The 23,103-nt window shown below is 68.3% G+C and carries 21 protein-coding genes; 7 read left to right on the top strand and 14 right to left on the bottom strand.

Features of this window, described 5'->3' with window-relative positions:
• Positions 1-89 precede the first annotated feature (89 nt).
• On the bottom strand, positions 90-569 hold the full coding sequence (locus FB547_RS20350) for an SET domain-containing protein (protein WP_145745373.1): 480 nt from the start codon (positions 567-569) through the stop codon (positions 90-92).
• Positions 566-1,486 (bottom strand): LysR family transcriptional regulator, encoded by a 921-nt coding sequence (locus tag FB547_RS20345; protein WP_145745725.1) that lies wholly within the window; start codon positions 1,484-1,486, stop codon positions 566-568. Before FB547_RS20345 ends, FB547_RS20350 begins: the two co-directional genes overlap by 4 nt.
• 141 nt (positions 1,487-1,627) lie before the next feature.
• Here FB547_RS20345 and FB547_RS20340 point away from each other — a divergent pair, with 141 nt between their 5' ends.
• Positions 1,628-2,521: an amino acid ABC transporter substrate-binding protein gene (locus FB547_RS20340; RefSeq protein WP_145745371.1), complete on the top strand. Its 894-nt coding sequence runs from the start codon at positions 1,628-1,630 to the stop codon at positions 2,519-2,521.
• Positions 2,522-2,525: 4 nt separating this feature from the next.
• Positions 2,526-3,842 carry an aminotransferase class V-fold PLP-dependent enzyme gene (locus FB547_RS20335; protein ID WP_145745369.1) on the top strand — a complete coding sequence of 439 codons (1,317 nt, stop codon included), beginning with the start codon at positions 2,526-2,528 and terminating at the stop codon, positions 3,840-3,842.
• Here the strand turns inward: FB547_RS20335 and FB547_RS20330 are convergent.
• The 5 genes from FB547_RS20330 to FB547_RS20310 all read right to left on the bottom strand — a co-directional run bounded on the left by FB547_RS20330 (position 3,805) and on the right by FB547_RS20310 (position 9,474).
• Entirely contained in the window at positions 3,805-4,716 is a 912-nt protein-coding gene (locus FB547_RS20330; RefSeq protein ID WP_145745367.1) for an alpha/beta fold hydrolase, read from the bottom strand. The genes FB547_RS20335 and FB547_RS20330 overlap by 38 nt on opposite strands.
• A 92-nt stretch (positions 4,717-4,808) precedes the next feature.
• Positions 4,809-6,044, bottom strand: coding sequence for a M20 family metallopeptidase (locus tag FB547_RS20325; protein ID WP_145745365.1), 1,236 nt, complete (start codon positions 6,042-6,044; stop codon positions 4,809-4,811).
• 10 nt (positions 6,045-6,054) lie between these two features.
• Positions 6,055-7,833, bottom strand: coding sequence for a 2-oxo-4-hydroxy-4-carboxy-5-ureidoimidazoline decarboxylase (uraD, locus tag FB547_RS20320; RefSeq protein ID WP_145745364.1), 1,779 nt, complete (start codon positions 7,831-7,833; stop codon positions 6,055-6,057).
• The gene (puuE, locus tag FB547_RS20315; protein WP_145745362.1) at positions 7,830-8,801 is read right to left on the bottom strand and encodes an allantoinase PuuE; all 972 of its coding nucleotides are present in this window, start codon (positions 8,799-8,801) and stop codon (positions 7,830-7,832) included. The genes uraD and puuE overlap by 4 nt, the downstream gene beginning before the upstream one ends.
• A gap of 7 nt (positions 8,802-8,808) precedes the next feature.
• Positions 8,809-9,474, bottom strand: a complete 666-nt coding sequence (locus tag FB547_RS20310; RefSeq protein ID WP_225612662.1) for a GntR family transcriptional regulator — start codon at positions 9,472-9,474, stop codon at positions 8,809-8,811.
• Positions 9,475-9,564: 90 nt separating this feature from the next.
• Here FB547_RS20310 and uraH point away from each other — a divergent pair, with 90 nt between their 5' ends.
• On the top strand, positions 9,565-9,915 hold the full coding sequence (gene uraH / locus FB547_RS20305) for a hydroxyisourate hydrolase (RefSeq protein WP_145745360.1): 351 nt from the start codon (positions 9,565-9,567) through the stop codon (positions 9,913-9,915).
• A gap of 155 nt (positions 9,916-10,070) precedes the next feature.
• Here uraH and FB547_RS20295 read toward each other — a convergent pair whose 3' ends face one another.
• A complete protein-coding gene (locus tag FB547_RS20295) occupies positions 10,071-10,571 on the bottom strand; it encodes a hypothetical protein (protein WP_186454212.1) in 501 nt (166 codons plus the stop codon).
• Between the two features lie 53 nt (positions 10,572-10,624).
• Here FB547_RS20295 and xdhC point away from each other — a divergent pair, with 53 nt between their 5' ends.
• From xdhC to FB547_RS20275, 4 genes are all read left to right on the top strand, one after another.
• The gene (xdhC, locus tag FB547_RS20290) at positions 10,625-11,431 is read left to right on the top strand and encodes a xanthine dehydrogenase accessory protein XdhC (RefSeq protein WP_145745356.1); all 807 of its coding nucleotides are present in this window, start codon (positions 10,625-10,627) and stop codon (positions 11,429-11,431) included.
• 224 nt (positions 11,432-11,655) lie between these two features.
• The gene (locus FB547_RS20285; protein ID WP_145745354.1) at positions 11,656-12,861 is read left to right on the top strand and encodes a urate hydroxylase PuuD; all 1,206 of its coding nucleotides are present in this window, start codon (positions 11,656-11,658) and stop codon (positions 12,859-12,861) included.
• Between the two features lie 63 nt (positions 12,862-12,924).
• On the top strand, positions 12,925-14,265 hold the full coding sequence (locus FB547_RS20280; protein WP_145745352.1) for a glycerate kinase: 1,341 nt from the start codon (positions 12,925-12,927) through the stop codon (positions 14,263-14,265).
• A 176-nt stretch (positions 14,266-14,441) separates the two neighbouring features.
• Positions 14,442-15,884 (top strand): NAD-dependent succinate-semialdehyde dehydrogenase, encoded by a 1,443-nt coding sequence (locus FB547_RS20275; protein ID WP_145745350.1) that lies wholly within the window; start codon positions 14,442-14,444, stop codon positions 15,882-15,884.
• A gap of 355 nt (positions 15,885-16,239) precedes the next feature.
• On the opposite strand, the gene mgtA is transcribed toward FB547_RS20275, so the two are convergent.
• From mgtA to FB547_RS20245, 6 genes are all read right to left on the bottom strand, one after another.
• Entirely contained in the window at positions 16,240-18,990 is a 2,751-nt protein-coding gene (gene mgtA, locus FB547_RS20270) for a magnesium-translocating P-type ATPase (RefSeq protein ID WP_145745348.1), read from the bottom strand.
• A 204-nt stretch (positions 18,991-19,194) separates the two neighbouring features.
• On the bottom strand, positions 19,195-19,410 hold the full coding sequence (locus FB547_RS20265; protein ID WP_145745346.1) for a hypothetical protein: 216 nt from the start codon (positions 19,408-19,410) through the stop codon (positions 19,195-19,197).
• 349 nt (positions 19,411-19,759) lie between these two features.
• Positions 19,760-19,963 (bottom strand): hypothetical protein, encoded by a 204-nt coding sequence (locus FB547_RS20260; protein ID WP_145745344.1) that lies wholly within the window; start codon positions 19,961-19,963, stop codon positions 19,760-19,762.
• 9 nt (positions 19,964-19,972) lie between these two features.
• A complete protein-coding gene (locus tag FB547_RS20255; RefSeq protein ID WP_145745342.1) occupies positions 19,973-20,407 on the bottom strand; it encodes an acyl-CoA thioesterase in 435 nt (144 codons plus the stop codon).
• 45 nt (positions 20,408-20,452) lie between these two features.
• Positions 20,453-21,442 carry a Bug family tripartite tricarboxylate transporter substrate binding protein gene (locus tag FB547_RS20250; RefSeq protein WP_145745341.1) on the bottom strand — a complete coding sequence of 330 codons (990 nt, stop codon included), beginning with the start codon at positions 21,440-21,442 and terminating at the stop codon, positions 20,453-20,455.
• 32 nt (positions 21,443-21,474) lie between these two features.
• A complete protein-coding gene (locus FB547_RS20245) occupies positions 21,475-23,097 on the bottom strand; it encodes an indolepyruvate oxidoreductase subunit beta family protein (protein ID WP_145745339.1) in 1,623 nt (540 codons plus the stop codon).
• Positions 23,098-23,103 lie beyond the last annotated feature (6 nt).

Raw genomic sequence — 23,103 nt, 5'->3', positions numbered from 1 at the left:
CTGAGATACCCTTTGGGGTGCGCAAAGAAAAAAGGCGCCGTGGCCCGTGGCCATGGCGCCTTTCGAAGGCGGGCGGGGTCAGCTGGCGCTCAATCCGCTTCGGCCGGCGCCAGCATCGTCCCCCGGCAGTTCGGCGAGCCGCAATGGCAGGGGTATTTCTCGGCGGTCGATCCATCGTCCGCGGTCAGGGAATAGTCGATGAACAACTCGTCGCCCGCGTCCACCGCCACCAGGGTCTGGAACTTGAGCATCAGTTCGCCCGCGTCGTCGTACTCCTCGACCGCTTCGCAGTTGGGATCGCAGGCGTGGTTCAGGTGGCGTGTGCCGTTGCCGCCCTTGGCGCCGTCGATCGTTTCCTGGTTGGAGAGCGTGAACAGGTAGGTGAGCTGGTCGTTCCACGTCCTGGCGGCGATCTCCTGCTGGGTGTAGCGCCGGCCTTCGTAGAGGCCGAGGAAGGCCTGGGCAGGCAGGTCGCGCGTCGCGAAGGCGCCGAGCCCGTGCACGCCGCTGGGGCCGACGCGGATGTGGGGCGTGGACGAGGTCTGCTTGCGGGGTTTCATGCCGCTCATTTTGCAGGCTCTTCGTCGGCCTGCGCCTGGAACATGCGCGTGAAATCGCAGCATTCCTGCGCCAGCATCACGATGGAGGAGGTCAGCGCGCTGCGGTGCTCGCCCTTGTGCATGGCCACGTAGCGCACCACCGGCAGGGCGGGCGCCACGTCGATCACCGCAAGCATGCCGGCCGAGACGAGCGGGTCCAGGCACTGGCGTGGAAGGTAGCTCACGCCCAGACCCGACACCGTGAGCCCGGTCAGCGCCACGAGGTTGCTCACCACGATGGTGTCGGCGGGCTGCACGCCCTGGTCCTTCATCCAGGCGTCGTAGGCGCGCCCGGTGCCCGAATTGCTGCCTTGCACCAGCATGCGGTGGCGCGCGAGTTCGTGCAGCCGCACGGCGCCGGTGGCACGCACCACGCCGGGCTTGCACATCCAGGCGCTCTTCACTTCGCCGATGGCCTTGCTCTGCATGCGCGAATCGGCGAAGGTGTCGGGCACGATCACCAGGTCGAGCTCGTCGGCCAGCAGCTTGTCGCGCAACTGCAGGCTGTCGTCCACGTCGGGCTCGAGGATGACCTTGGGGTAGTGCTGCTGGATCACGCCCACCAGCCGGGGCAGCCAGGTCATGGCCGTGAGCTCCGTCACGCCGATGCGCAGCCGCCGCTCCACTACGCCGGGCTTGCTGAACTGCTCGACGGCGGCATCGCGCTGCTCGAGCAGCCGGGCCGCGAGCACGAACATCTCCTCGCCCTTTTCGGTGAGCCGCGCGGTGCGCTGGCTGCGGTCGAACAATTCGGTGTCGAACAGCAGCTCGAGCTCATGCACCCGCTTGGACACGGCCGACTGCGAGGTATGGAGCTGGTTGGCCGCCTGCGCAAAGCCGCCCAGCTTGGCGATCCAGTACAGGGCCTCGAGCTGCTTGAAGGTCATCACGGTGCAGGCCCTTGGATTGAATACTTTTATTCATCTTATTCAATCACAAAAAATCGCTTTTGGAAATTTGATGGCGCACCGAAGATTCGCCCCGTGCAGTCCCGCGTACTTCCTGCCTCATCTTCAAAGGAACATTCCATGAACTTCAAACTGTCCCTCGCATTCGGCGCCAGCATTGCGCTGCTCTGCGGCGCCGCGGCCGCGCAGGAGAGCCCCACGCTGCGCAAGATCAAGGAAAGCGGCACGGTGCAGATCGGCAGCCGCGACACGCAGATCCCGTTCTCCTACAAGACCGGCGGCGAGAGCGCGCCCATCGGCTTCACCAACGAGATCTGCCTGAAGGTGGTGGACGCCATCAAGGCCAGGCTCGGCCTTTCGAAGATCGAGGTGCGCTACACGCTGCTCAATTCGACCAACCGCATTCCGCTGGTGCAGAACGGCACGGTCGACCTCGACTGCGCGACCACCACCAACACCGTGCAGCGCCAGCAGCAGGTCGACTTCGCGCCCAGCCATTTCGTCACCAACATCACGGCCGCGGTGAAGAAGAACTCGGGCATCAACTCGATCGCCGACCTGCAGGGCAAGGCTGTGGCCACGGTGGCCGGCAGCACCTCGATGCAGCTGCTGCGCGGCTTCCGCAAGACCGAGAACATCGAGGTGCAGGAAATCGCGGGCAAGGACACGGCCGATGCCTTCCTGCTGCTCGCGAGCGACCGTGCCGTGGCCTACGTGCTGGACGACGTGCAGCTGGCCGGCCTCATCGCCAACCAGCCCAACGCCTCCGACTACAAGCTGCTGAAGGACGTGCTGCGCCAGGAACCCTACGGCATCATGATGCGCAAGGACGACCCCGAGTTCAAGGCGATCGTCGACCAGACGGTGACTGAGATGATGAAGTCCGGCGCCATCGACAAGCTCTATGCGAAGTGGTTCATGGCGCCCATTCCGCCGCGCAACGTGAACCTCAACTTCCCGATGTCCGACGCCGTGCGCGAGGCCTACAGGAACCCGAACAACAAGGGCGTTTGAAGAGATGCCGGCGAACGCACTCCATGCCAACGGGCTGGCGTTTTCCGACGCGCTGATGCGCGAGGTGAAGCAGCGCTTTCTCAACGTCGACCACGACCACCACGGGCGCGAGCGCCTCTACTTCGACAACGCGGGCGGCTCGTTCCGGCTCAAGGCCGCGGCCGAGCGCTTCGCGCAGGTCGATGCCATTCCCGACAACGCCGAGCGCATCCACGCCACCGCCGTCGAGCTGCAGCAGATCCAGGCCAGGGGCACCGACGACGTGCGCACCATCCTCAATGCACGGGGCGGCAGCGTCTATGCGTCGCTGACGGCATCGGGCGCGATGTTCGACATGGTGCGCGCAGTGGCCGAGAACGTGCCGGGCACCAACATGGTCACCACCGTGCTCGAGCATCCCTCGTCGTTCGATGCGATGAGCCTCTATGCCCAGAAGGCCGGCCGCGAACTGCGGGTGGCGAAAAGCAACCGCGAGACCGGCGGCGTCGATGCCGACGAGATCGTGCGGCTGGTGGACGAGAACACCTGCCTGCTCAACGTGATCCATGCCTCGAACATCTCCGGCGCCAAGCTCGACCTGGAACAGATCGTGCGGCGCGCGCGCGAGATCAAGCCCGATCTCTACATCGTGGTGGACGCCGTGCAGCATGCGCCGCACGGCCTGATCGACCTGCAGAAGACGCCGGTGGACGGCATCAACATGGCGCCCTACAAGTTCTTCGGCTGCCGGGGCTCGGGCCTGTCGTGGGTGTCGGACCGCGCGGCGCGGTTGCCGCACCACAAGCTCGCGGGCAAGAAGCCCGACTTCTGGGACCTGGGCAGTTCGGCGCCGTGGCAGTTTGCCGTGCTGACCGAGATCGTGGACTACGTGTGCTGGCTCGGCGGCCATTTCACCGATGCCAGCGGGCGCCGCGCCCTGTTCGAGGCCGGCATCACGCACATCGAGCTGCACGAGCGCGCCCTGCTGTCGGCGCTGCTGGACGGAAGCGGCGGCGCCGCGGGCCTGCGCAGCATCGAGGGCGTGAAGGTGTTCCTCGACCATCCGGACCTGACGAAGCGCGACTTGATCATCGGCATCGGCTTCGAGCACCTCGACTGCACGCAGGCGGTGGTCGAGTACGGCAAGCGCGGCGTGACGGTCTACGAGCGCGTGGCGAGCAGCATCTATTCGAAGCGCATGCTCGATTCCTTCGGCCTCGAAGGCACCGTGCGGGTTTCGCCGCTGCACTGCCATTCGGCGGCCGACATGGAGAAGTTCCTGCGCGTGACGCGGGAGATCGCGCTCAGCGCGAATGGACCGCGGACAGGAAGCCCCGGATGACAGGCACCACCTGCGCGAGATGCGTCTCCAGCAGCCAGTGGCCGCCGTCGGTCAGCACCAGCTCGGCCTTCGGAAGGTCGCGCAGGTAGGCGCGCGCGGAGGCCTCGGGCATGTAGCCGTCGTTCGGCCCCCAGACGATGAGCGCGGGCGGCTGGTGTTCGCGCAGCCAGGCCTGGTAGCGCGGAAACCATTCGAGGTTTTCCTTCAGGCCTTCCATCAGCAGGCGTGCGAGCTCCCGGCGCTGCGGCGTGTTCATCAGCGGCCAATGGAGCTTCCAGAGATCGGGCGGAATCTGCGCGGCCTGGGCCTCGGAAACCTCGCCGACGAACTCGGCGCGGAAGCCCTCTTCGCTCACTGCTTCTTCGAGCACCGCGCGGTTCTTTGCGGACGGATCGCGCCAGAAGGCCTGGATGGCGCGGTACTTGGGGCCGAGCGTGTCCTCGTAGATGTCGCCATTCTGGATGATGAGCGCGGCCACGCGCTCCGGATGCCGGACGGCGAGGCGCAGACCGATCTGCGAACCGTAGTCGTGCAGGTAGAGCGCGTAGCGATCGAGGCCCAGCTTGCGGCAGAAGGCCTCCAGAAAGCCCGCATAGGCATCGAAGTCGAAGCCGAAGGCCTCGGCGGGCGGCGTGTCGCTGAGGCCGAAGCCCGGGTAGTCCGGCGCCACCAGGCGCCACCGGTCCGCCAGCGCGGGCATGAGCCGGCGGTACTGGAACGACGAGCATGGATAGCCGTGCGGCAGCAGCAGCACCGGCGCATCGCGCGGGCCGGCTTCGCGGTAGAAGATCTGCGTCCCGTCGACGTCGGCGAAGCGATGCGCGACCGCATGGGCATCGGCCGTGAGGGTGGGCGTGGAACTGCGTTCGATCATGCAGCCCATGCTGCACGCCGGGGCGCGAAGGCGCTTGTAGGCGCCGACTGATGCGCGGCGTCGGACGCCCGCAACGCGGGCGCTGCGTTCGATCAGGCCAGCAGGTCGCTCAGCGTGCGCGCAATCACCTTGGTGGCGCGGCGCAGGTCCTCGAGCACCACGCGCTCGTCGCTGCGCTTGGCGTGCGACTCGAGCACGGTGCGCGGGCCGGCGCCGTAGATCACGCCCGGAATGCCGGCTTCGCCATAGAGGCGCACGTCGGTGTACAGCGGCGTGCCCATGGCCTTGATCGGCTCGCCGAAGACTTGCTGGCCGTGCTTCTGGATCGCATCGACCAGCGGCTTGTTGCCGGCCAGCGGCTTCATCGAATTGGCCAGCAGCAGGCGTTTGATCTCCACCGTGATGCCGGTGCTTTCCGCGGCCGCACCGGCGATCACCTGGCGGATGGTGGCTTCGACCTCGGCCGGGTTCTCTTCGGGGATCATTCGGCGGTCGAGCTTGAACACCACCTTGCCGGGCACCACGTTGGTGTTGGTGCCGCCTTCGATGCGGCCGACGTTGAGGTAGGGATGCGTGATGCCCTCGACCTTCGACGTCACCTGCTGGTAGAGCGTGTTCTGCGCGTAGAGCGCATTGAGGATCTTCACCGCGCCCTGCAGCGCATCGACGCCGGTGGTGGGGATGGCGGCGTGGGCCATCTTGCCGTGCACCGTCACTTCCATCTGCAGGCAGCCGTTGTGGGCGGTGACCACTTCGTAGCTGAAGCCGGCCGCGATCATCAGGTCGGGCTTGGTCAGGCCCTGCTTGAGCAGCCAGCCCGGGCCGAGGATGCCGCCGAATTCCTCGTCGTAGGTGAAGTGCAGTTCGACGCTGCCCCTGGCGGGCCTGGCCACGGCCTCGAGCGCACGCAGCGCGAAGGTGAAGCTCGCGAAGTCGCTCTTGCTCACGGCGGCCGCGCGGCCGTAGAGGCTGCCGTCGGCAATCTCGCCGCCGTAGGGGTCGTGCGTCCAGCCTTCGCCCGGGGGCACCACGTCGCCGTGGGCGTTCAGGGCCACGGTGCGGCCACCGTCGCCGTCCTTGCCGTACTTGCGGCGCACGATCAGGTTGGTGATCGACTCGAGGCCGTAGTCCTTCACTTCCTGCGCAGGCACGGCGTGCTTCTCTGCCTCCAGGCCGAAGTCCTTGAGGAGCTCGGCCGTGCGCTCCGCATGCGGCGCATTGTTGCCGGGCGGCGTGTCGGTGGGCACCTGCACCAGTTGCTGCAGGAACTGCACTTCCTCGTCGAAGTGGGCGTCGATCCAGGCGTCGAGCTTGGCGTAGTCGGTCATGGTTTTCTTTTCAGTGGGCTTGTTCGGCGGCGAGGTTGTCCAGCAGCAACTGGAAGGCCTGCACTGCGAGCTGGATGTCGTCGTTGGTGCTCGATTCGAGCGGGTTGTGGCTGATGCCCGAGTTGATGCCGCGCACGAAGAGCATGGCCTGCGGCATCACCTCGTGCAGCTTCATGGCGTCGTGGCCGGCGCCGCTGGGCATGCGAAAGCGCGGCACGCCGAGCGATTCGACCGCCTTTTCCCAGCGCTGCTGCCATTCGGGGGCGCTGGGTGCGGCGGCTGCGCGCATGGCCTCCTCGATGACGAAGCGCACGCCGCGGCGATCGGCAATCTCCTGCAGCGCGGCCAGCACGTCGCGCACCACGGCGTCGCGCTGCGGATCGTTGGGTGCGCGGATGTCCAGGCTGAACTTGCAGCGTCCGGGCACCACGTTGATCGAGCCGCTCGGCACTTCGAGCATGCCCACGGTGGCGACGGAGTCGCCGTCCTTCGCCGCGCGCTGCTCGGCGAAAAGGATCAGCTCGGCCACCGCAGCGGCTGCATCGCGGCGCCGACCCATCGGCGTGGTGCCGGCATGGCTGGCCATGCCGATCATCTCGCCCACGTAGCGCACGCCGCCGTTGATGGAGGTGACGATGCCCAGGGGAACGTCGAGCTCGGTGAGCACCGGACCCTGTTCGATGTGCACCTCGACGAAGCCGAGGTAGCGCGCCGGGTCGCGCTGGATCTTCGGAATTTCTTCTTCCTTCAGGCCCGCGTGCCGCATGGCCTCGCGCATGGTGATGCCGTCGGCATCCTTCTGGTCCAGCCAGCGCGGATCGAAGTGGCCGATGAGCGCGCCCGATCCCAGGAAGGTGGCCTTGTAGCGCTGACCTTCTTCCTCGGCAAAGCCCACCACCTCGAATGCGAACGGCAGGCGCCGGCCCTGGCGCTTGAGCTCGCGCACGCAGGCTACGGCCACGAAGATGCCCAGGCGGCCGTCGTATTTGCCGCCGTTGCGCACGGTGTCGTAGTGCGAGCCGGTGAGCAGCGCCTTCGCGCCGGGCGTGCTGCCTTCGTAGCGCCCGACCACGTTGCCGACCGCATCGATGTGCACCGAGTCGAAGCCGCAATCGCGCATCAGGTTTGAAATCTGCGCGGCGCAGGCGCGGTGCGCATCGGTCAGGTAGGTGACGGTGAGCTGGCCCTTCTCGGCATAGCCGGGGTCGGTGTGCGCCGAGAGCGCTTCGTGCCAGTCCCACACGTCGTTGCCGAGCGAGACATCGGCGCCGAACTTGTCGTCGAGCCGGATCTCGGCGATGCGGTGGATGTTGCGCAGCGCCTCGCCAAGCTCGAAGTCCGGGTGATGGTGCAGCCGGCGCTCGAAGGTGTCGATGATCTCGCGCTTCGAAAGCCCCGTGCCGCGCGGCCCGCGCACCGCCAGGATGAACGGAAAGCCGAACTTCGCGTTGTAGTCGGCGTTGAGCTGCTGGATCTTCGCGAATTCTTCGGGCGTGCAGTCGGTCAGGCCGGCCTTGCCCTGCTCATGGGTCGATTCGGCCGTGAGCGTCTTGCTGACCATGGCCTTGCCCGCGAGTTCGGGGTGGGCGCGGATCAGTCCCAGCTTTTCGTCGGCCGAGGCCGCGGCCACCGCCTGCACGAGCGCATGCTTCAGCTGCGCGAGCGAGCGGAACGGGCGCGCCGCGAGCGCGCGCTCGGCGATCCACGGCGAATGTTCGTAGGTGCCGTCGAGCATCGCCAGGGCATCGCCCGGCGTTGCGGCGTTCAGTTGGTCGAGGGTCAGGCTCATGACGGGTCTCCTGTGGCGGCCGCTTCGAAGGGATGCGCCTGCTTCCAGTGGCGCGCGATGTCCACGCGCCGGCAGACCCACACATGCTCGTGCCGGCCGATGTGGTCGAGAAAGCGCTGCAGCGCGGTGATGCGGCCGGGGCGCCCGAGCAGGCGGCAGTGCATGCCGATGCTCATCATCTTGGGGCTGTTGTCGCCTTGCGGGTCGCCTTCGGCATAGAGCGCGTCGAAGCTGTCCTTCATGTACTGGAAGAAGGGATCGGCGTGTGAGTAGCCCTGCGGCAGCGCAAAGCGCATGTCGTTGCAGTCGAGCGTGTAGGGCACGATGAGCTGCGGCACCACGGTGCCGTCGGTCTTCTGCACCTTCATCCAGAAGGGCAGGTCGTCGCCGTAGTAGTCGCTGTCGTATTCGAAGCCGCCGTAGTCGGCCACGAGGCGGCGCGTGCGCGGGCTGTCGCGGCCGGTGTACCAGCCCAGGGCGCGCTCACCCGTGAGCTTTTCGATGGCTTCCATGCCCAGGCGCATGTGCTCGCGCTCGGTGGCCTCGTCGAGGTTCTGGTAGTGGATCCAGCGCCAGCCGTGGCAGGCGATCTCGTGGCCCAGTTCCTTGAAGGCCGCGGCCAGCTCGGGGTAGCGCTCGAGCGCCATGCCGACGCCGAACACGGTGAGCGGCAGGCCGCGCTTCTCGAACTCGCGCAGGATGCGCCAGACGCCGGCGCGCGAGCCGTATTCGTAGATGCCTTCCATGCTGATGTGCCGGTCCGGGAAGCTCGCCGGATTGAACATCTCCGAAAGGAACTGCTCGGAGCCCGCGTCGCCGTGCAGCGTGGCGTTTTCGCCGCCCTCTTCGTAGTTGAGGACGAACTGCACCGCGATGCGCGCGCCGCCAGGCCACCGGGCATGGGGTGGATTGCGGCCGTAGCCGACGAGGTCGCGCGGGTAGGGCAGGGTGGTGTCGTAGACGGTCATGGAATATTCAGGACAGTGCAAGCGAGATGTCGTTGGTCGGCACCTTGCGGTCGAAGGTCAGGTTGGCCTCGACGTGCTCCAGGTGTTCGGTCATGAGGCGCACGGCGCGCTCCTCGTCGCGCGCGGCCAGCGCCTTCACGATGTCGGCGTGCTCGTCGTTGGAGTGCTCGGCCGCGCTGGTGCTCTGGTACATGAGCGTGATGAGGGCGCAGCGCGAGATCAGCTCGCCGAGGATCTGCGCCAGCACCTGGTTGCCCATGAGCTCGGCCATGCGCACGTGGAAGTCGCCGAGCAGCTCGGTGCGGCCCGAGATGTCCTCGCCCGACACGGCGGACTTCTCCAGCGCCACGTGCTCCTTGAGCGCCTTGATCTTGGCCGGCGTGACGGTGCGCACGAACTCGCGCGTCATTTCGGCCTCGAGCATGCGGCGCACCGCGAACACCTGCCTGGCCTCGTCGACCGCCGGGGCCGCCACGAAGGCGCCGCGCGCGGGCTCCAGGCGGATGAGCTTGTTCTGCGACAGCTGGAACAGCGCCTGGCGCACCAGCGTGCGCGACACGCCGAAGTGGTCGGCCAGCTTCTGCTCGGCCAGCTTGGTGCCGGGCTGCAGCCGGTGCTCGACGATCGCCTTGGTGAGCGCGTCGACGATCGAACGGGTGGTGGAGGACTCCATGTTTTTCATGATAGACCCAAAGCCGGTAACTGTATACACTTTTGTCCACCGGAATTTCCCGCAGCTGATCGACCTTCGAAGGAGCACCCCATGGGCTTGAGCACTCACGTACTGGACACGATGCACGGCGGCCCCGCGGCCGGCATGGAGGTGGCGCTGTACACCACTCAGGGCGACGACGCCACGCTGGTGAAGCGCTTCACGCTGAATTCGGACGGCCGCAGCGACGCGCCGCTCTACGACAGCCACTCGCTCAAGGCCGGCACCTACCGGCTGGTGTTCGACGTGGCGGGCTACTTCAAGGCGCGCGGCGTGAAGCTGCCCGAGCCCAACTTCCTGAACAAGGTGTCGCTGGACTTCGGCGTGGCGCACACCGACCAGCACTACCACGTGCCGCTGCTGGTGAGCCCGTGGAGCTACTCGACCTACCGCGGGTCGTGATCGTCCACGGAGTCAAAGGGGGAGGTATTGCTCCTTCCCCTTCCGGGGGAAGGCCGGGATGGGGGCTGCCCCCGTGCCCGATGGATGCGCCGCGTGCCCCCACCCCAACCCTCCCCCGGAAGGGGAGGGAGCCAAACCGGGGACTCGGCTCGCGCTCAGTCCCCCTGCTGCTGACCTTCCGTCAGCGTATCGAGCTGGAAGCGCCCGCTCTTGTCCCAGAGCCAGGTGTCGGTCCAGGTGACCGGCCCGAGACGGGTGGCGGCGGGGAAGGGCGCGGCCTTCAGCACCATGCGTTCGATCTCGGCGACGACCTCGGGCGCATGCTTGGGTGCGCGCATCCAGTGCATCGACACCACGCGGCCGCCGGCATCGAGATTCACCTGCAGCGTGCCCACGGCATAGAGCAGCGGAGGCAACTGGCCGCCATAGATGCGCGAGCGGTTGATCTCGTAGATATGGCGCGCGGCATCGCGCCGGTAGTCGCGCGCGGTAGCCGCGTTGGACGCGCGCGGCGCGGGGCCGCTGGCGCTGCGGTCGGCCGTGGCGCTGCTGAGCTGGCCGGGCACCGAACCGGTGGTGCCGCATCCGGCGATCCAGAGGGCACAAAGGGAAGAGGCCAGGAGGGCGAGACGGCGCGGCGTAAGCTGACGGTTCATCGTCTGGTTTATACCGTGAGTCACCCGCACCCCCGCAACCGAAGGTATCGAGAATGAACGGCCTGGTCGATCAGCTGATGGCACGCCTGGCCCGCGAAGACGCGGTGCTGGTGCGCGTCGAATCCACGCAGGGCTCGGCGCCGCGCGAGGCGGGCACCTGGATGGCGGTGTGGGCCGAAGGGCTCACGGGCACCATCGGCGGCGGCCAGCTCGAGTTCCAGGCCACGCAGGAAGCGCGCGAACTGCTCGCCGGGCGGCGCGCCATCGACGGCATCGAACGCTATCCGCTCGGCCCGAGCCTGGGCCAGTGCTGCGGCGGCGTGGTGTTTCTCTCGTACCGCCGCATCACGGCCGCCGATGCGCCGGCCTTGCAGCGTGAACTGGTCGCGCAGCTCCAGCCCGTGGCGCTGTTCGGCGGCGGCCACGTGGGCGCGGCGCTCGCGCGGCTGCTGGCGGGGCTGCCGTTTTCGGTGCGCTGGATCGACAGCCGCGACGGCGTGTTTCCCGAGGCGCTGCCGGCGCAGATCGAGATCGAGCATTCGGAGCCCGTGCAGGACGCCGTGGCCGGGCTCACGCCGGGCAGCCGCGTGCTGATCATGAGCTTCAGCCACGCCGAAGACCTGGACATCGTCATCGCCTGCCTGAAGCGCCTGCGCACGCACGGCGACCTGCCCTACATCGGCCTGATCGGCAGCAAGACCAAGTGGGCCACCTTCAGCCACCGGCTCGAGGCCCGCGGCTTCACGGCCGACGAACTGGCGCGCATCACCTGTCCGATCGGCGTGCCCGGCATCACCGGCAAGGAGCCCGAGGTGATCGCGGTGGCGGTGGCGGCACAGTTGTTGCAATCGCTGGGCTGAACAGGGTTTTCCCGGCGGCGACGCCTTCAAAAAAGCCACCCGCCACTTGCCAAAACTGTATACACTTTCGGTCCACAACAAGCCGCAGCGGAGCGAGGCCCATCTTTTCATGGAGCCTGCGTTCGCGGCACTTTCTCTGCTTACAGCGCCCGCAGTGGTGAGCAGGCTGAAGAAACCCCTTCGCGGCGTTCCCACGCGCCGAAGGGGTTGAGAGAGAGCACCACATGGAAAGCTATTACCTCGACTGGGCCAACCTGCTGCTGCGCTGGGTCCACGTCATCACCGCCATCGCCTGGATCGGCGCTTCCTTCTACTTCGTGATGCTGGACAACAGCCTCGAGAAGCCGCAGGACGCCGAGTCGCTCGACAAGGGCGTGGGCGGGGAGCAGTGGGCCGTGCACGGCGGCGGCTTCTACAACATGCAGAAGTACGCGCTGGCGCCCAAGAGGCTGCCGGACCACCTGCACTGGTCGTACTGGGAGAGCTACAGCACCTGGCTCACGGGCTTTGCGCTGTTCACCATGTCGTACCTGTGGAACGCGAGCACCTACCTGATCGACAAGTCGAAGATGGACTGGCAGCCCGGCGCCGCCATCGGCGTGGCGCTGGCCTTCTTCGTGGTGTTCTGGATGGTCTACGACGGCATCTGCCAGATCTTCGGCCGCCGCAAGAACGGCGACACCATCGTCGGCGTGCTGATCGCGCTCTTCATCGTGTTCGCGACCTGGCTGGCCTGCCAGTGGTTCGCGGGCCGCGCGGCCTTCCTGCTGGTGGGCGCGATGATGGCCACCACGATGAGCGGCAACGTGTTCTTCTGGATCATTCCGGGCCAGCGCAAGAACGTGCAGGCCCTGCGTGAAGGCCGGCCGGTCGATCCGGTGCACGGCCAGCGCGGCAAGCAGCGCAGCGTGCACAACACGTACTTCACGCTGCCGGTGCTGTTCGCGATGCTCAGCAACCACTACAGCTTCACCTACACCCACAAGTACAACTGGATCGTGCTGCTGCTGATCATGCTGGGCGGCGCGGCGATCCGGCAGTTCTTCGTGGTGCGGCACCGCTTCAAGCTTGGCAACGCGGGCAATCCGCTGCCCTATGCGCTGATCGGCATCGTGGTGCTGGGGCTCACCATCGTCTGGATGAAGCCCGAGCCGGCGGCCGCGCCCGTCGCCTCGGCAGCGGCGCCCGCCGTGGCGTTCAAGGACGTGCAGAAGGTGCTCGAGCAGCGCTGCTTCATGTGCCACGGCGAGGCCGTGCAGATGAAGAACGTGCGCGTCGATTCGCCCGAGCAGGTGGCAGCACATGCGCAGGCCATCTACCAGCAGGTGGTGGTGACGAAGATCATGCCGATGAACAACGCGACCGGCATCACCGACGAAGAACGCGCGCTGGTCGGCCGCTGGTTCCAGGCCGGCGCGAAAACGAACTAGACCGGAGTCAGGAGCGGGGGGCGCCGTTCCCCGCACAATTGCCGGTTGGAGACAAAGCAAGCCATGACCGCATCGAACCCGTCCTCAGTGCCCACCCCCGATCCGCGCGAGGCCCCGCGCGCCTTCCTCGAACATCTCTACCGCGTGGCGGTGGACCGCGCGCTGCCGCTGTCCACATTGGGCGCCCATCTGCCCAGGCCGCCCAAGGGCCGCACGCTGGTGCTGGGCGCCGGCAAGGCGGGCGGCTCGATGGTGCAGGCGCTCGAAGCCCTGTGGCCGGCCGACGCGCCGCTGTCGGGCCTGGTCGTCACCCGCTACGACCACATCCCGCCGCGCCCCGAAGGCGTGCCGCAGCGCATCGAGCTCGTCGAGGCCGCGCACCCCGTGCCCGACGCGGCCGGCCAGCAGGCGGCCGAGCGCATCCTCGCGCTCGCGCAGGGCCTCACGGCCGACGATCTCGTGCTGTGCCTGATCTCGGGCGGCGGCTCGTCACTGCTGGTGCTGCCGGCCGAGGGCCTCACGCTGGCCGACAAGCAGCGCATCAACAAGCAGCTGCTCGACAGCGGCGCCGGCATCGGCGAGATGAATTGCGTGCGCAAGCACCTGTCGCGCATCAAGGGCGGCCGTCTGGCCGCGGCCTGTGCGCCGGCGCGCGTGGTGACGCTCACCATCAGCGACGTGCCGGGCGACGACCCGGCGGTCATCGCGAGCGGCCCCACGGTGCCCGATGCCACCACCTGCGCCGACGCGCTCGCCATCCTCGACCGCTACGGCATCGAGCTGCCGGCGCCGGTGCGCGCGCGGCTCGAGAGCGGCGAGCTCGAAACGCCGAAGCCGGAGGACGCGGTCTTCAAGGGGCATGAAGTCCACCTGACCGCCACGCCGCAGCAGTCGCTCGAAGCGGCCGCCAAGGCGGCACGCGAGGCCGGCATCGAGGCCCATATCCTCAGCGACGAGATCGAAGGCGAATCGCGCGAGGTCGGCAAGGTGCATGCGGCGCTGGCGCGCGCCGTGGCGCACCGCGGCCAGCCGTTCGCACGGCCCTGCGTCATTCTCTCGGGCGGCGAGACCACCGTCACGATCCGCCCGCGCCAGCCCGGCCAGGCCAAGGGCCGCGGCGGGCGCGCCGGCGAACTGTGCATGGGCCTGGCCGGCGCGCTGATGGGCCAGCCGCAGGTCTGGGCGCTGGCCGCCGACACCGACGGCATTGACGGCGTGGAAGACAACGCCGGCGCCTTCGTCACGCCCGACACGCTGGCGCGCGCCACGGCCGCCGGAAAGAAGCTGTCGGACCACCTGGACCGCAATGACGCCTACGGCTACTTCGACGCCATCGGCGACCTGTTCGTGACCGGCCCCACGAACACCAACGTGAACGACTTTCGCGCGCTGCTGATCCTGTAGCGGCTGTAACGGAAAAAGGGGCCGGTTTCCCGGCTCCGGCGGGCTTCGCGAACTCGGGTTAATCTATGCACCCGGCGGCAATTTGCCGCCGCTGTCGCAAGCGCACCTTCCGGGTGCCGCGCCGCGCACCCAGATTTCCCCTTTTCATCATCCAGTCCTCGAAGGAAAAGTTCGCCATGACCGCCACCTACACCGACACCCGCCTGCTGATCGACAACGAATGGGTCGACGCCACCGGCGGCAAGACGCTGGACGTCGTGAACCCGGCCACCGGCAAGGCCATCGGCAAGGTGGCGCATGCCAGCATCGCCGACCTCGACCGCGCCCTGGCCGCCGCCCAGCGCGGCTTCGAAACCTGGCGCAACACGCCCGCCAACGAGCGCGCCGCCGTCATGCGCCGCGCGGCCGGCCTGATCCGCGAGCGCGCCCCCGAGATCGCCAAGCTGCTGACGCAGGAGCAGGGCAAGCCGCTGGCCGAGGCCAAGGGCGAGACGCTGGCCGCCGCCGACATCATCGAATGGTTCGCCGACGAAGGCCGCCGCGTCTACGGCCGCATCGTGCCTTCGCGCAACCTGAATGCGCAGCAGCTGGTGATCAAGGAGCCGCTGGGCCCGGTCGCCGCGTTCACGCCCTGGAACTTCCCCATCAACCAGATCGTGCGCAAGCTCGGCGCCGCGCTGGCCACCGGCTGCTCGTTCCTGGTGAAGGCGCCCGAAGAAACCCCGGCTTCGCCCGCCGCGCTGCTGCAGGCTTTCGTCGATGCCGGCATTCCGCCCGGCACCGTGGGCCTGGTGTTCGGCAACCCGGCCGAAATCTCGAACTACCTGATCTCGCATCCGATCATCCGCAAGGTCACCTTCACGGGTTCCACGCCGGTCGGCAAGCAGCTGGCCGCACTGGCCGGCTCGCACATGAAGCGCGTCACCATGGAGCTGGGCGGCCACGCGCCGGTCATCGTGGCCGAGGACGCCGACGTGGCGCTGGCCGTGAAGGCCGCGGGCGCCGCCAAGTTCCGCAATGCGGGCCAGGTCTGCATCTCGCCCACCCGCTTCCTGGTGCACAACAGCCTGCGCGAGGAATTCGCCCGCACGCTGGTCAAGTACACCGAAGGCCTGAAGCTCGGCGACGGCCTGGCCGAGGGCACGACCCTCGGCCCGCTCGCCAACGCGCGCCGCCTCACGGCCATGGCCCACGTGCTGGAAGATGCGCGCAAGAAGGGCGCCACCGTGGCAGCCGGCGGCGAACGCGTCGGCGACACGGGCAACTTCTTCGCACCTACCGTGCTGACCGACGTGCCGCTCGATGCCGACGTGTTCAACAACGAGCCCTTCGGCCCCATCGCGGCGATCCGCGGCTTCGACACGCTCGAGGAAGCCATCGCCGAAGCCAACCGCCTGCCATTCGGCCTGGCCGGCTATGCCTTCACCAAGTCGATCAAGAACGCGCACCTGCTGAGCCAGAAGCTCGAGCTCGGCATGCTGTGGATCAACCAGCCCGCCGCGCCCTCGCCCGAAATGCCGTTCGGCGGCGTGAAGGATTCGGGCTACGGCTCGGAAGGCGGCCCGGAGGCGCTCGAGGCCTACCTGAACACCAAGGCTGTTTCGATCATGAGCATCTAAGCGGTTCGCTCAGTCCGCTTGGGTTCTCTTGGAAAGGCGGCATCGCTTCGGCGGTGCCGCCTTTTTTTGCGCTGCCGTTCAGGGCGGCGTTCCCGCCGACGGGGTACGCGGCGAAGCGAATGTCCCCCGGCCTGCGGCCTCCTCCTTGATTTCGCCGCGCAAGGCACCCCATCGACGTGAGCGCAATGCGCAACGGTCGTTGATCAGTGTTGCATCAGCGGCATGCCCCGGTGCACAGGGCATCGGGTGCTCCCCGCAGCGAAATAAAGGAGGAGGGGCGTAGCCCCGGGGGACATTCGCGGAGGGGAGTACCCGGTGGCCTGTGCACGCGCCCCCGAACAGCAGCGCCAAAACATCACTGCCACCCGAACCGCCGCGCATACCATCCCTTGACCGCCTGCGTGAGCGTCGCATACCCCGCCAGCATCGCCGCCAGCCACGGAAAGTAGGCCAGCGGAAGCGCCTGCAGCCGGAAGTAGTGCGCGAGCCGCCCCATCGGCAGCCAGATGCCCGCCGCGGCAATCGCTGCGCCCATTGCCAGCAGCGGCCAGGCCGCGCGGCTTTGCAGGAACGGGATCTTGCGCGTGCGGATCAGGTGCACGACCAGCGTCTGCGACAGCAGGCCCTCGACGAACCAGCCCGACTGGAACAGCGCCTGGTGCGCCACCGTGTTGGCCGAGAACGCGAACCACATCACCGCGTAGGTCAGGATGTCGAACACCGAGCTCAGCGGCCCGAAGAACAGCATGAAGCGGCCCAGGTCGGCCGGGTTCCAGCGCTGCGGCTTTTGCAGGAATTCGGCGTCGACGTTGTCGAACGGAATCGCGATCTGCGACACGTCGTACAGCAGGTTCTGCACCAGCAGATGCAGCGGCAGCATCGGCAGGAAGGGCAGGAACGCGCTGGCCACCAGCACCGAGAACACGTTGCCGAAATTCGAGCTCGCGGTCAGCTTGATGTACTTCAGCATGTTGGCAAAGGTGCGGCGGCCTTCCACCACGCCCTGCTCCAGCACCATGAGGCTCTTCTCGAGCAGGATGATGTCCGCCGACTCCTTGGCCACGTCCACTGCGCCGTCCACCGAGATGCCGATGTCGGCCGCACGCAGCGCGGGCGCGTCGTTGATGCCGTCGCCCATGAAGCCCACCACATGCCCGTTCGCATGCAGCGCACGCACGATGCGTTCCTTGTGCGCAGGCGTGAGCTTGGCGAACACCTGGTGCTGCTCGGCCAGCGCGCGCAGACCGGCGTCGTCCAGCGCCTCGATCTCGCGCCCCAGCACCACGCGGCCGGCCTCGATGCCGACGTCGCCGCAGACCTTGCGCGCGACCAGCTCGTTGTCGCCCGTCAGCACCTTTACCGCCACGCCGTGCGCGGCCAGCGCGCGCAGCGCGGGCGCGGTCGATTCCTTCGGCGGATCGAGAAACGCGACGTAGCCCAGCAGCGTGAGCGCCGTTTCGTCGGCCACGCCATAGGCGACCTCGGCAGGCCTTTGCGCCCCGGCGGCCAGCACGCGGCTGGCCACGGCCACCACGCGCAGGCCCTGGGTGTTGAGCTCCGACGCGATGGCGTGGATGCGTGCAAGAACATCTGCATCGAGCGGCAGCACCTCGTCGCCGCGCTCGACCGAGGCGCAGGCCGAGAGAATCTCTTCCAGCGCGCCCTTGCAGATCAGCAGGTGCTCGCTGCCGCCGTTCTCCACCACCACCGACATGCGGCGGCGCGCGAAGTCGAAGGGCACCTCGTCGATCTTGCGCCAGGCCGTCTGCAGCCGCGTTTCCAGCTGCATCTCGGCGTGGCTCAGCACGGCCTTGTCGAGCAGGTTCTTCAGGCCCGTCTGGTGGAAGCTGTTCAGGTAGGCCATCTGCAGCACGTGGTCCGAGGCTTCGCCCCAGGCGTTGGTGTGGCGCTCCAGCACGATGTGGTCCTGCGTCAGCGTGCCGGTCTTGTCGGTGCACAGCACGTCCATGGCGCCGAAGTTGTGGATGGCTTCCAGCCGCTTCACGATCACCTTCCGGCGCGACATCACGACCGCGCCCTTGGCCAGCGTGGCGGTCACGATCATCGGCAGCATCTCGGGCGTGAGGCCGACCGCGATCGACAGCGCGAACAGCGCCGCCTCCCACCAGTCGCCCTTGGCCACGCCATTGATCACCAGCACCAGCGGCGCCATCACCAGCATGAAGCGGATCAGCACCCAGCTCACGCGGTTGATGCCGGCCTGGAACGCGCTGGTGCCCTGGTCGACGGCGGTCACGCGCTGCGCCAGTGCGCCGAAGAAGGTGCGGTTGCCGGTGTGCACGATGAGCGCGGTGGCGCTGCCGCTGACCACGCTGGTGCCCATGAAGAGCAGGTTGTCGCGCTCGAGCACGCCGGCTTCATCGCTGCTGCGGTCGGCGCTGAATTTCTCCACGGGCATCGCTTCGCCGGTCAGCGCGGACTGGCTGATGAACAGGTCCTTGGCGGCGAGCAGCCGGCAGTCGGCCGGGATCATGTCGCCGGCCGAGAGCGCGATCACGTCGCCCGGCACCAGTTCGCGCATCGGCACCTCGGCGCGCACCGCCTCCGCATGCGGGGCGCCGGCGCCTTCGGCGGGCGCGGGCCGCAGCACGGTGGCGGTGTTGCTCACCATCGCCTTGAGCCGCTCCGCAGCCTTGCCTGAGCGCGATTCCTGCACGAAGCGCAGCACCGTCGACAGCACCACCATGCTGCCGATCACGAGCGCGGCCTTCATGTCCTCGGTCACGTAGGAGACCAGCGCCAGCACCGTCAGCAGCAGGTTGAACGGATTGCGGTAGCACTGCCACAGGTGCGTCCACCACGGCAGCGGCTGCTCGTGGCGCACCTCGTTGCCGCCGAACTGCTTGCGCAGCGCCTGCGCCTCGTCTTCGGCCAGGCCTTGCGGCGAGCTGTGCAGGCTGGCCAGCATGGCGCCGGCATCGGCACGCGATGCGGCGGACAGTGCCCTGGCGATGTCGGGCGGCATGGCCGCCGAAGCCGTGCCTGCGGGCTTCGAGCCCAGCAGCGTCTGCCAGCGCTCGAAGTGGTGCAGCATGCGGCGGCTGCGCAGGAAGCTCTCGAAAAGGGACTTCAGGACGTTCTTCATTTTGTATTCCTTCACGGCGCCGGCCGCGAAGGGAAGAACCTCCCGCGTCAATCAGGCGTGGGAATCCCCTGGCGGCGCGGCGCGCTGCATTTCGGTGTGGTCGATCGGGCGGGTGAGGGGGGCGCACAAGGGCGCCAACGAGAAGCGGGATCCATCAGGCCTCCTTGTTTCTTGCGTGTCCGGCGGTGGGGGCGGTGCGGCGCGTCAGCGCTGGCCGGCGCGTGGCGGCCGCTCGAGCAGCAGGAAGAAGCTGCGGATGCGCCGCGTGGTCCAGAGCGCGGCGGCGCGGTCCAGCATTTCGTTGTCGATGTCCTGCGCCGTGACCGCACGCGTCGGCGCATGCGCAGACGCGCGAGCGGATTCCTGCACCGGCTGGTGTTGCTGCTGCAGGTGCTGCTGGCGAGACTGGAATTGACGCATGGCAAGGCTCCTTCGCGATGAAGGGCCTCGTGCACGGACACACGCAAGCTGACTGAAAAAGTCAGTGACGAAGAATGGCGGGATTCGGAAGGGAGAACCGCTGGCCTGGAATGGCGAACGGGTCAGGCTGCGTGCACGGCGGCCGCAGCGCAAAAGAGCCTGCGCTAGAGGGCCGGATGTGTCACGCCTGCCGAGGAGGCACGCGTCTTGTCACTGATCCAACTGGCACTGTCCACGCACGGGGCTCCGAAGTAAAGATGCGGGATTGTTGCACCGCATCACAAAGAGCGTCAACCTTTTTGGCAATGTCCTGTGGCGCGGGCGGGTCGTTGCCGCGCGGCGGCCAGGCTCAGTAGCACTGGAACAGCACGCCGGCCTCCGCTGGCGCCTTGCCGAGCCAGCGCGGCGCCTGGCCCTTGGCGCTGCAATGGTCGGCCGCCTGCGTGTACGTGGGAGCGCGCAGCACGCCTTCGCGCACGGGCACCACTTCGTTGGGGAGCGTCGAGCAGCCGGTGGCGAGCAGAGCGAATGGAAGAAGAGTGCGCCAGTTCATCGGGCCATTCTAAGATGCGGCCTCGTCGCAGAGCGCGCGGATCGCGGGTGGAATGGGCACCGCGCGGATGCCGCCGCCTTCGCGCTTCGCCGCGAAGATGCGCACCTCCTCGCATTCGAGGATCAGTTCGTCGCCGCGCAGCACGCGGTAGGTCTGCACGAAGCTCTTGTCGCGCCATTCGGTGATGCGCACCGCGATCTGCAGCGTGTCGCCGTAGCTCGCGGCCTTGACGAAGCGCGTGTGCGTGTCGACCAGCGGCGTGCCGATCACGCCCAGCGTCTGCGCCGTTTCTTCCCAGCGCGGCACGCCGCATTCGGCGAAGAATTGGCGCGAGGCCGCATCGATCCAGCGGAAGAAGTTGGGGAACCAGACGATGCCGGCCGGGTCGCAGTCGCCGAACTCGACGCGTGCGGTGTAGGTGATCTCTTTGCTGTTGCTGCTCATCGGTTCATTCTCGCCGTCGGCGGCCACGGGGGGCGATGCGCGCGCTCAATCCGCGACGATCTTGCGGTCGCGGATCAGCGCGCCGAAGCGCTGCGAATCGGCCGCCGCGCGCCGCTGGAAATCGGCCGGCGAGCCCGGCAATGCTTCGCCGCCAAGCGAGGCGATGCGTTCCTTCACGGCCGGCAGTGCGAGCGCGCGGTTGATCTGCGCGTTGAGTTGTGCCACCACCTCCGGCGGCGTGCCTGCGGGCGCATAGAAGCCGAACACGGTGTCGGCGTCGAAGCCGCGCAGTCCGGCCTCGTCGAGCGTGGGCACGTCGGGGAACTGCGGCGAGCGGTGCGGGCTGCCCACCGCCAGCAGCCGGAGCTTGCCCGCGCGCACCTGCTGCAGGCCGATGCCCGGGTCGAACGCATAGTCGATCTGGCCCGCCAGCAGGTCCTGCAGCGCGGGCGCCGCGCCGCGGTAGGGCACGTGCAGCGCGAAGACGCCGGCCTGGCTCTTGAACATCTCGCCCGCCAGGTGCGGTGAGCTGCCGTTGCCCGGCGAGCCGTACGACAGCTTGCCCGGGCTGGCCTTGAGGTACGCGATGAACTCCCGGATGTTGGTGGGCGGCAGCGCGGGCCTGGTCACCAGGAACACCAGTACGCGCGCGGCCGCCGCCACCGGCACCAGGTCCTTCGCGGGATCGAAGCTCATGCGCGAATACAGATGCGGGTTCACCGACACCATGCCGCCCGAACTCATGAGCAGCGTGTAGCCGTCGGCCGGTGCGCGCGCCACCGCCTCGCCGCCGACGTTGCCGTTGGCGCCCGCGCGGTTCTCGATCACCACCGGCTGCTTGAGCGCCTCCTGCAGCGGCTGCGAGACCGCGCGCGCGATCTGGTCGGCGGCGCCGCCGGGCGGAAAGTTGACGACCACCTTGATCGGCTTGGCGGGCCATGTGTCGGCATGTGCCGGTGCTTGCGCACAGGCCAGCAGCGCGCAGGCGGCGGTGAGCAGCAGGCGTCGCCGCCAGGGAAGGGCGTGGTGGGGCATGGGTGGTGTCTCCTGGGTTGTTTGTCGTGGAATCAGGGTTGGCCGGCGGTGGACGGCGGCCGCCTCATCCAGCGGATAGGCTGCGCCTGCACCGGCCGCGGTGCGGCACCGTGGCGCACCAGCGCGGCGTCGAGCGCCTTGCCGCCCTCGTCGGCCAGGGCTGCTTCGCGCGCTGCGGCAATCGCCTCGGCGCGTGCCGGCGCGGCGAGCGTTGCACGGCCTGCGAGTTCGCCGATCACGTGCAGCAGGTTTTCCTTGCCGCGCTCGTTGGTGCTGCCATAGCCCTTGATGAGCCGTCCGCACAGCGCCAGCTCATGGCCCAGCACCCAGGCTTCGCGCGTGCCGGCCTCCACCGCCGCGAGCCAGCGCTCGATCAGCGCCTGTTCCTCGGCAAAGCGATGGCCGCGGCGGCGCAGCCACTTCAGCGAAGACAAGAGGCGCAGCGAGGCCATGCCGAGCACCGAGTGGCTGCCCACCTTCAACGGCAGTGCCCAGGGCGCGAGGCCGCGCGCCTGCCGGCCGCGGTCCCATGCGGTGACGCGGCGCGCCAGGCCCGGCGGCAGCAGCGCGGCGAACTCGGCCGCGCCGGGCTTGAAGTGGTCGTAGACCTTCACGATGTCTTCGTCGGCCGCGCGCACCTCCTGCCGCACGCGCTGTGCGCGGCTGGCGCGGCCCTTGAGCGCGGCCACGCGCACGATGTCGTCGAAGGCCATCCACAGCGCGAGCCAGCGCGCGGCTGCGCGGGTGATGGCAAAGCCCTGTGCGCCGGCCGGGTCGGCGGCGCGCTCGGCATCGAGCAGCCGGCCCAGCCGCTCGGCATAGAGCGCGGCGTAGGCAGCGTCCTGGTAGTCGAGCACGCGCGCATGGCCGAGCGCAAGCATGTCGTGCACGGCGGGCGGAAAGCGCCGCGCCAGTTCGTCCGGCAATGCGCGCGGCGGTGGCGGCGCGTCGCGCGTGTCGGCGGCCAGCACGCTGCTCACGAAGGCGGCCTGCGCGCGCGGCGTGCCCACGGCCTCGAAGCCCGCCGCGAAGCCGCGCAGGCTGGCTGCAGCCATCCTGCCGAGCTTCTCGGGCGCGCGGGCGTCGCCGCCGCGCACCACGTGTTCATAGGCCTCGCGCGGGAACGGAAACAGGCCGCTGCCCGCGATGGCGCCGAGCATCACCGCGCTGACCACCGTGCCGGTCTCGCGCGCCACGGCGTTCATGTCGAACACATGGTGTTCGCGGCTGAAGGCTTTCACAACGTCGAGCAGGCGCTGCGCATCGGCGCGGCCATCGCCGGGCTGCATGCGCTCGGCGGTGGTGAAGATGCGCGCCGACGAGCTGATGACCAGCGTGCGCAGCGGCGCGCTCATGCCGTTGCCGATCTGGCGCGCGGTCTCGAGCAGCTCCGACGACACGATGGCGTCGAGCGCGCCCGGCACCGGGCTCAGGCTGAACACCGGGCGCCGGCCGGCCAGCTGCGCGAGCGGCACCGGGAACACCTCGATGTAGTAGGTGGTGGCGCCGGTGCGCTGCGCCACGCCGGGAATCGACGTGCTCTGCGCGGCGTAGCCGGCATGGCGGGCGATGTCGACCAGCCATTCGGTGAGCACGCCGCCGCCTTCGCCGCCAAGGGCGCAGACGAGCAGGGTGATGGGGCGGTTCTGTTCCATGTCGTC

It is taken from the genome of Variovorax beijingensis (assembly GCF_007828835.1).
GTDB lineage: Bacteria > Pseudomonadota > Gammaproteobacteria > Burkholderiales > Burkholderiaceae_C > Variovorax > Variovorax beijingensis_A.
This window is presented reverse-complemented; position numbering and strand designations above follow the sequence as displayed.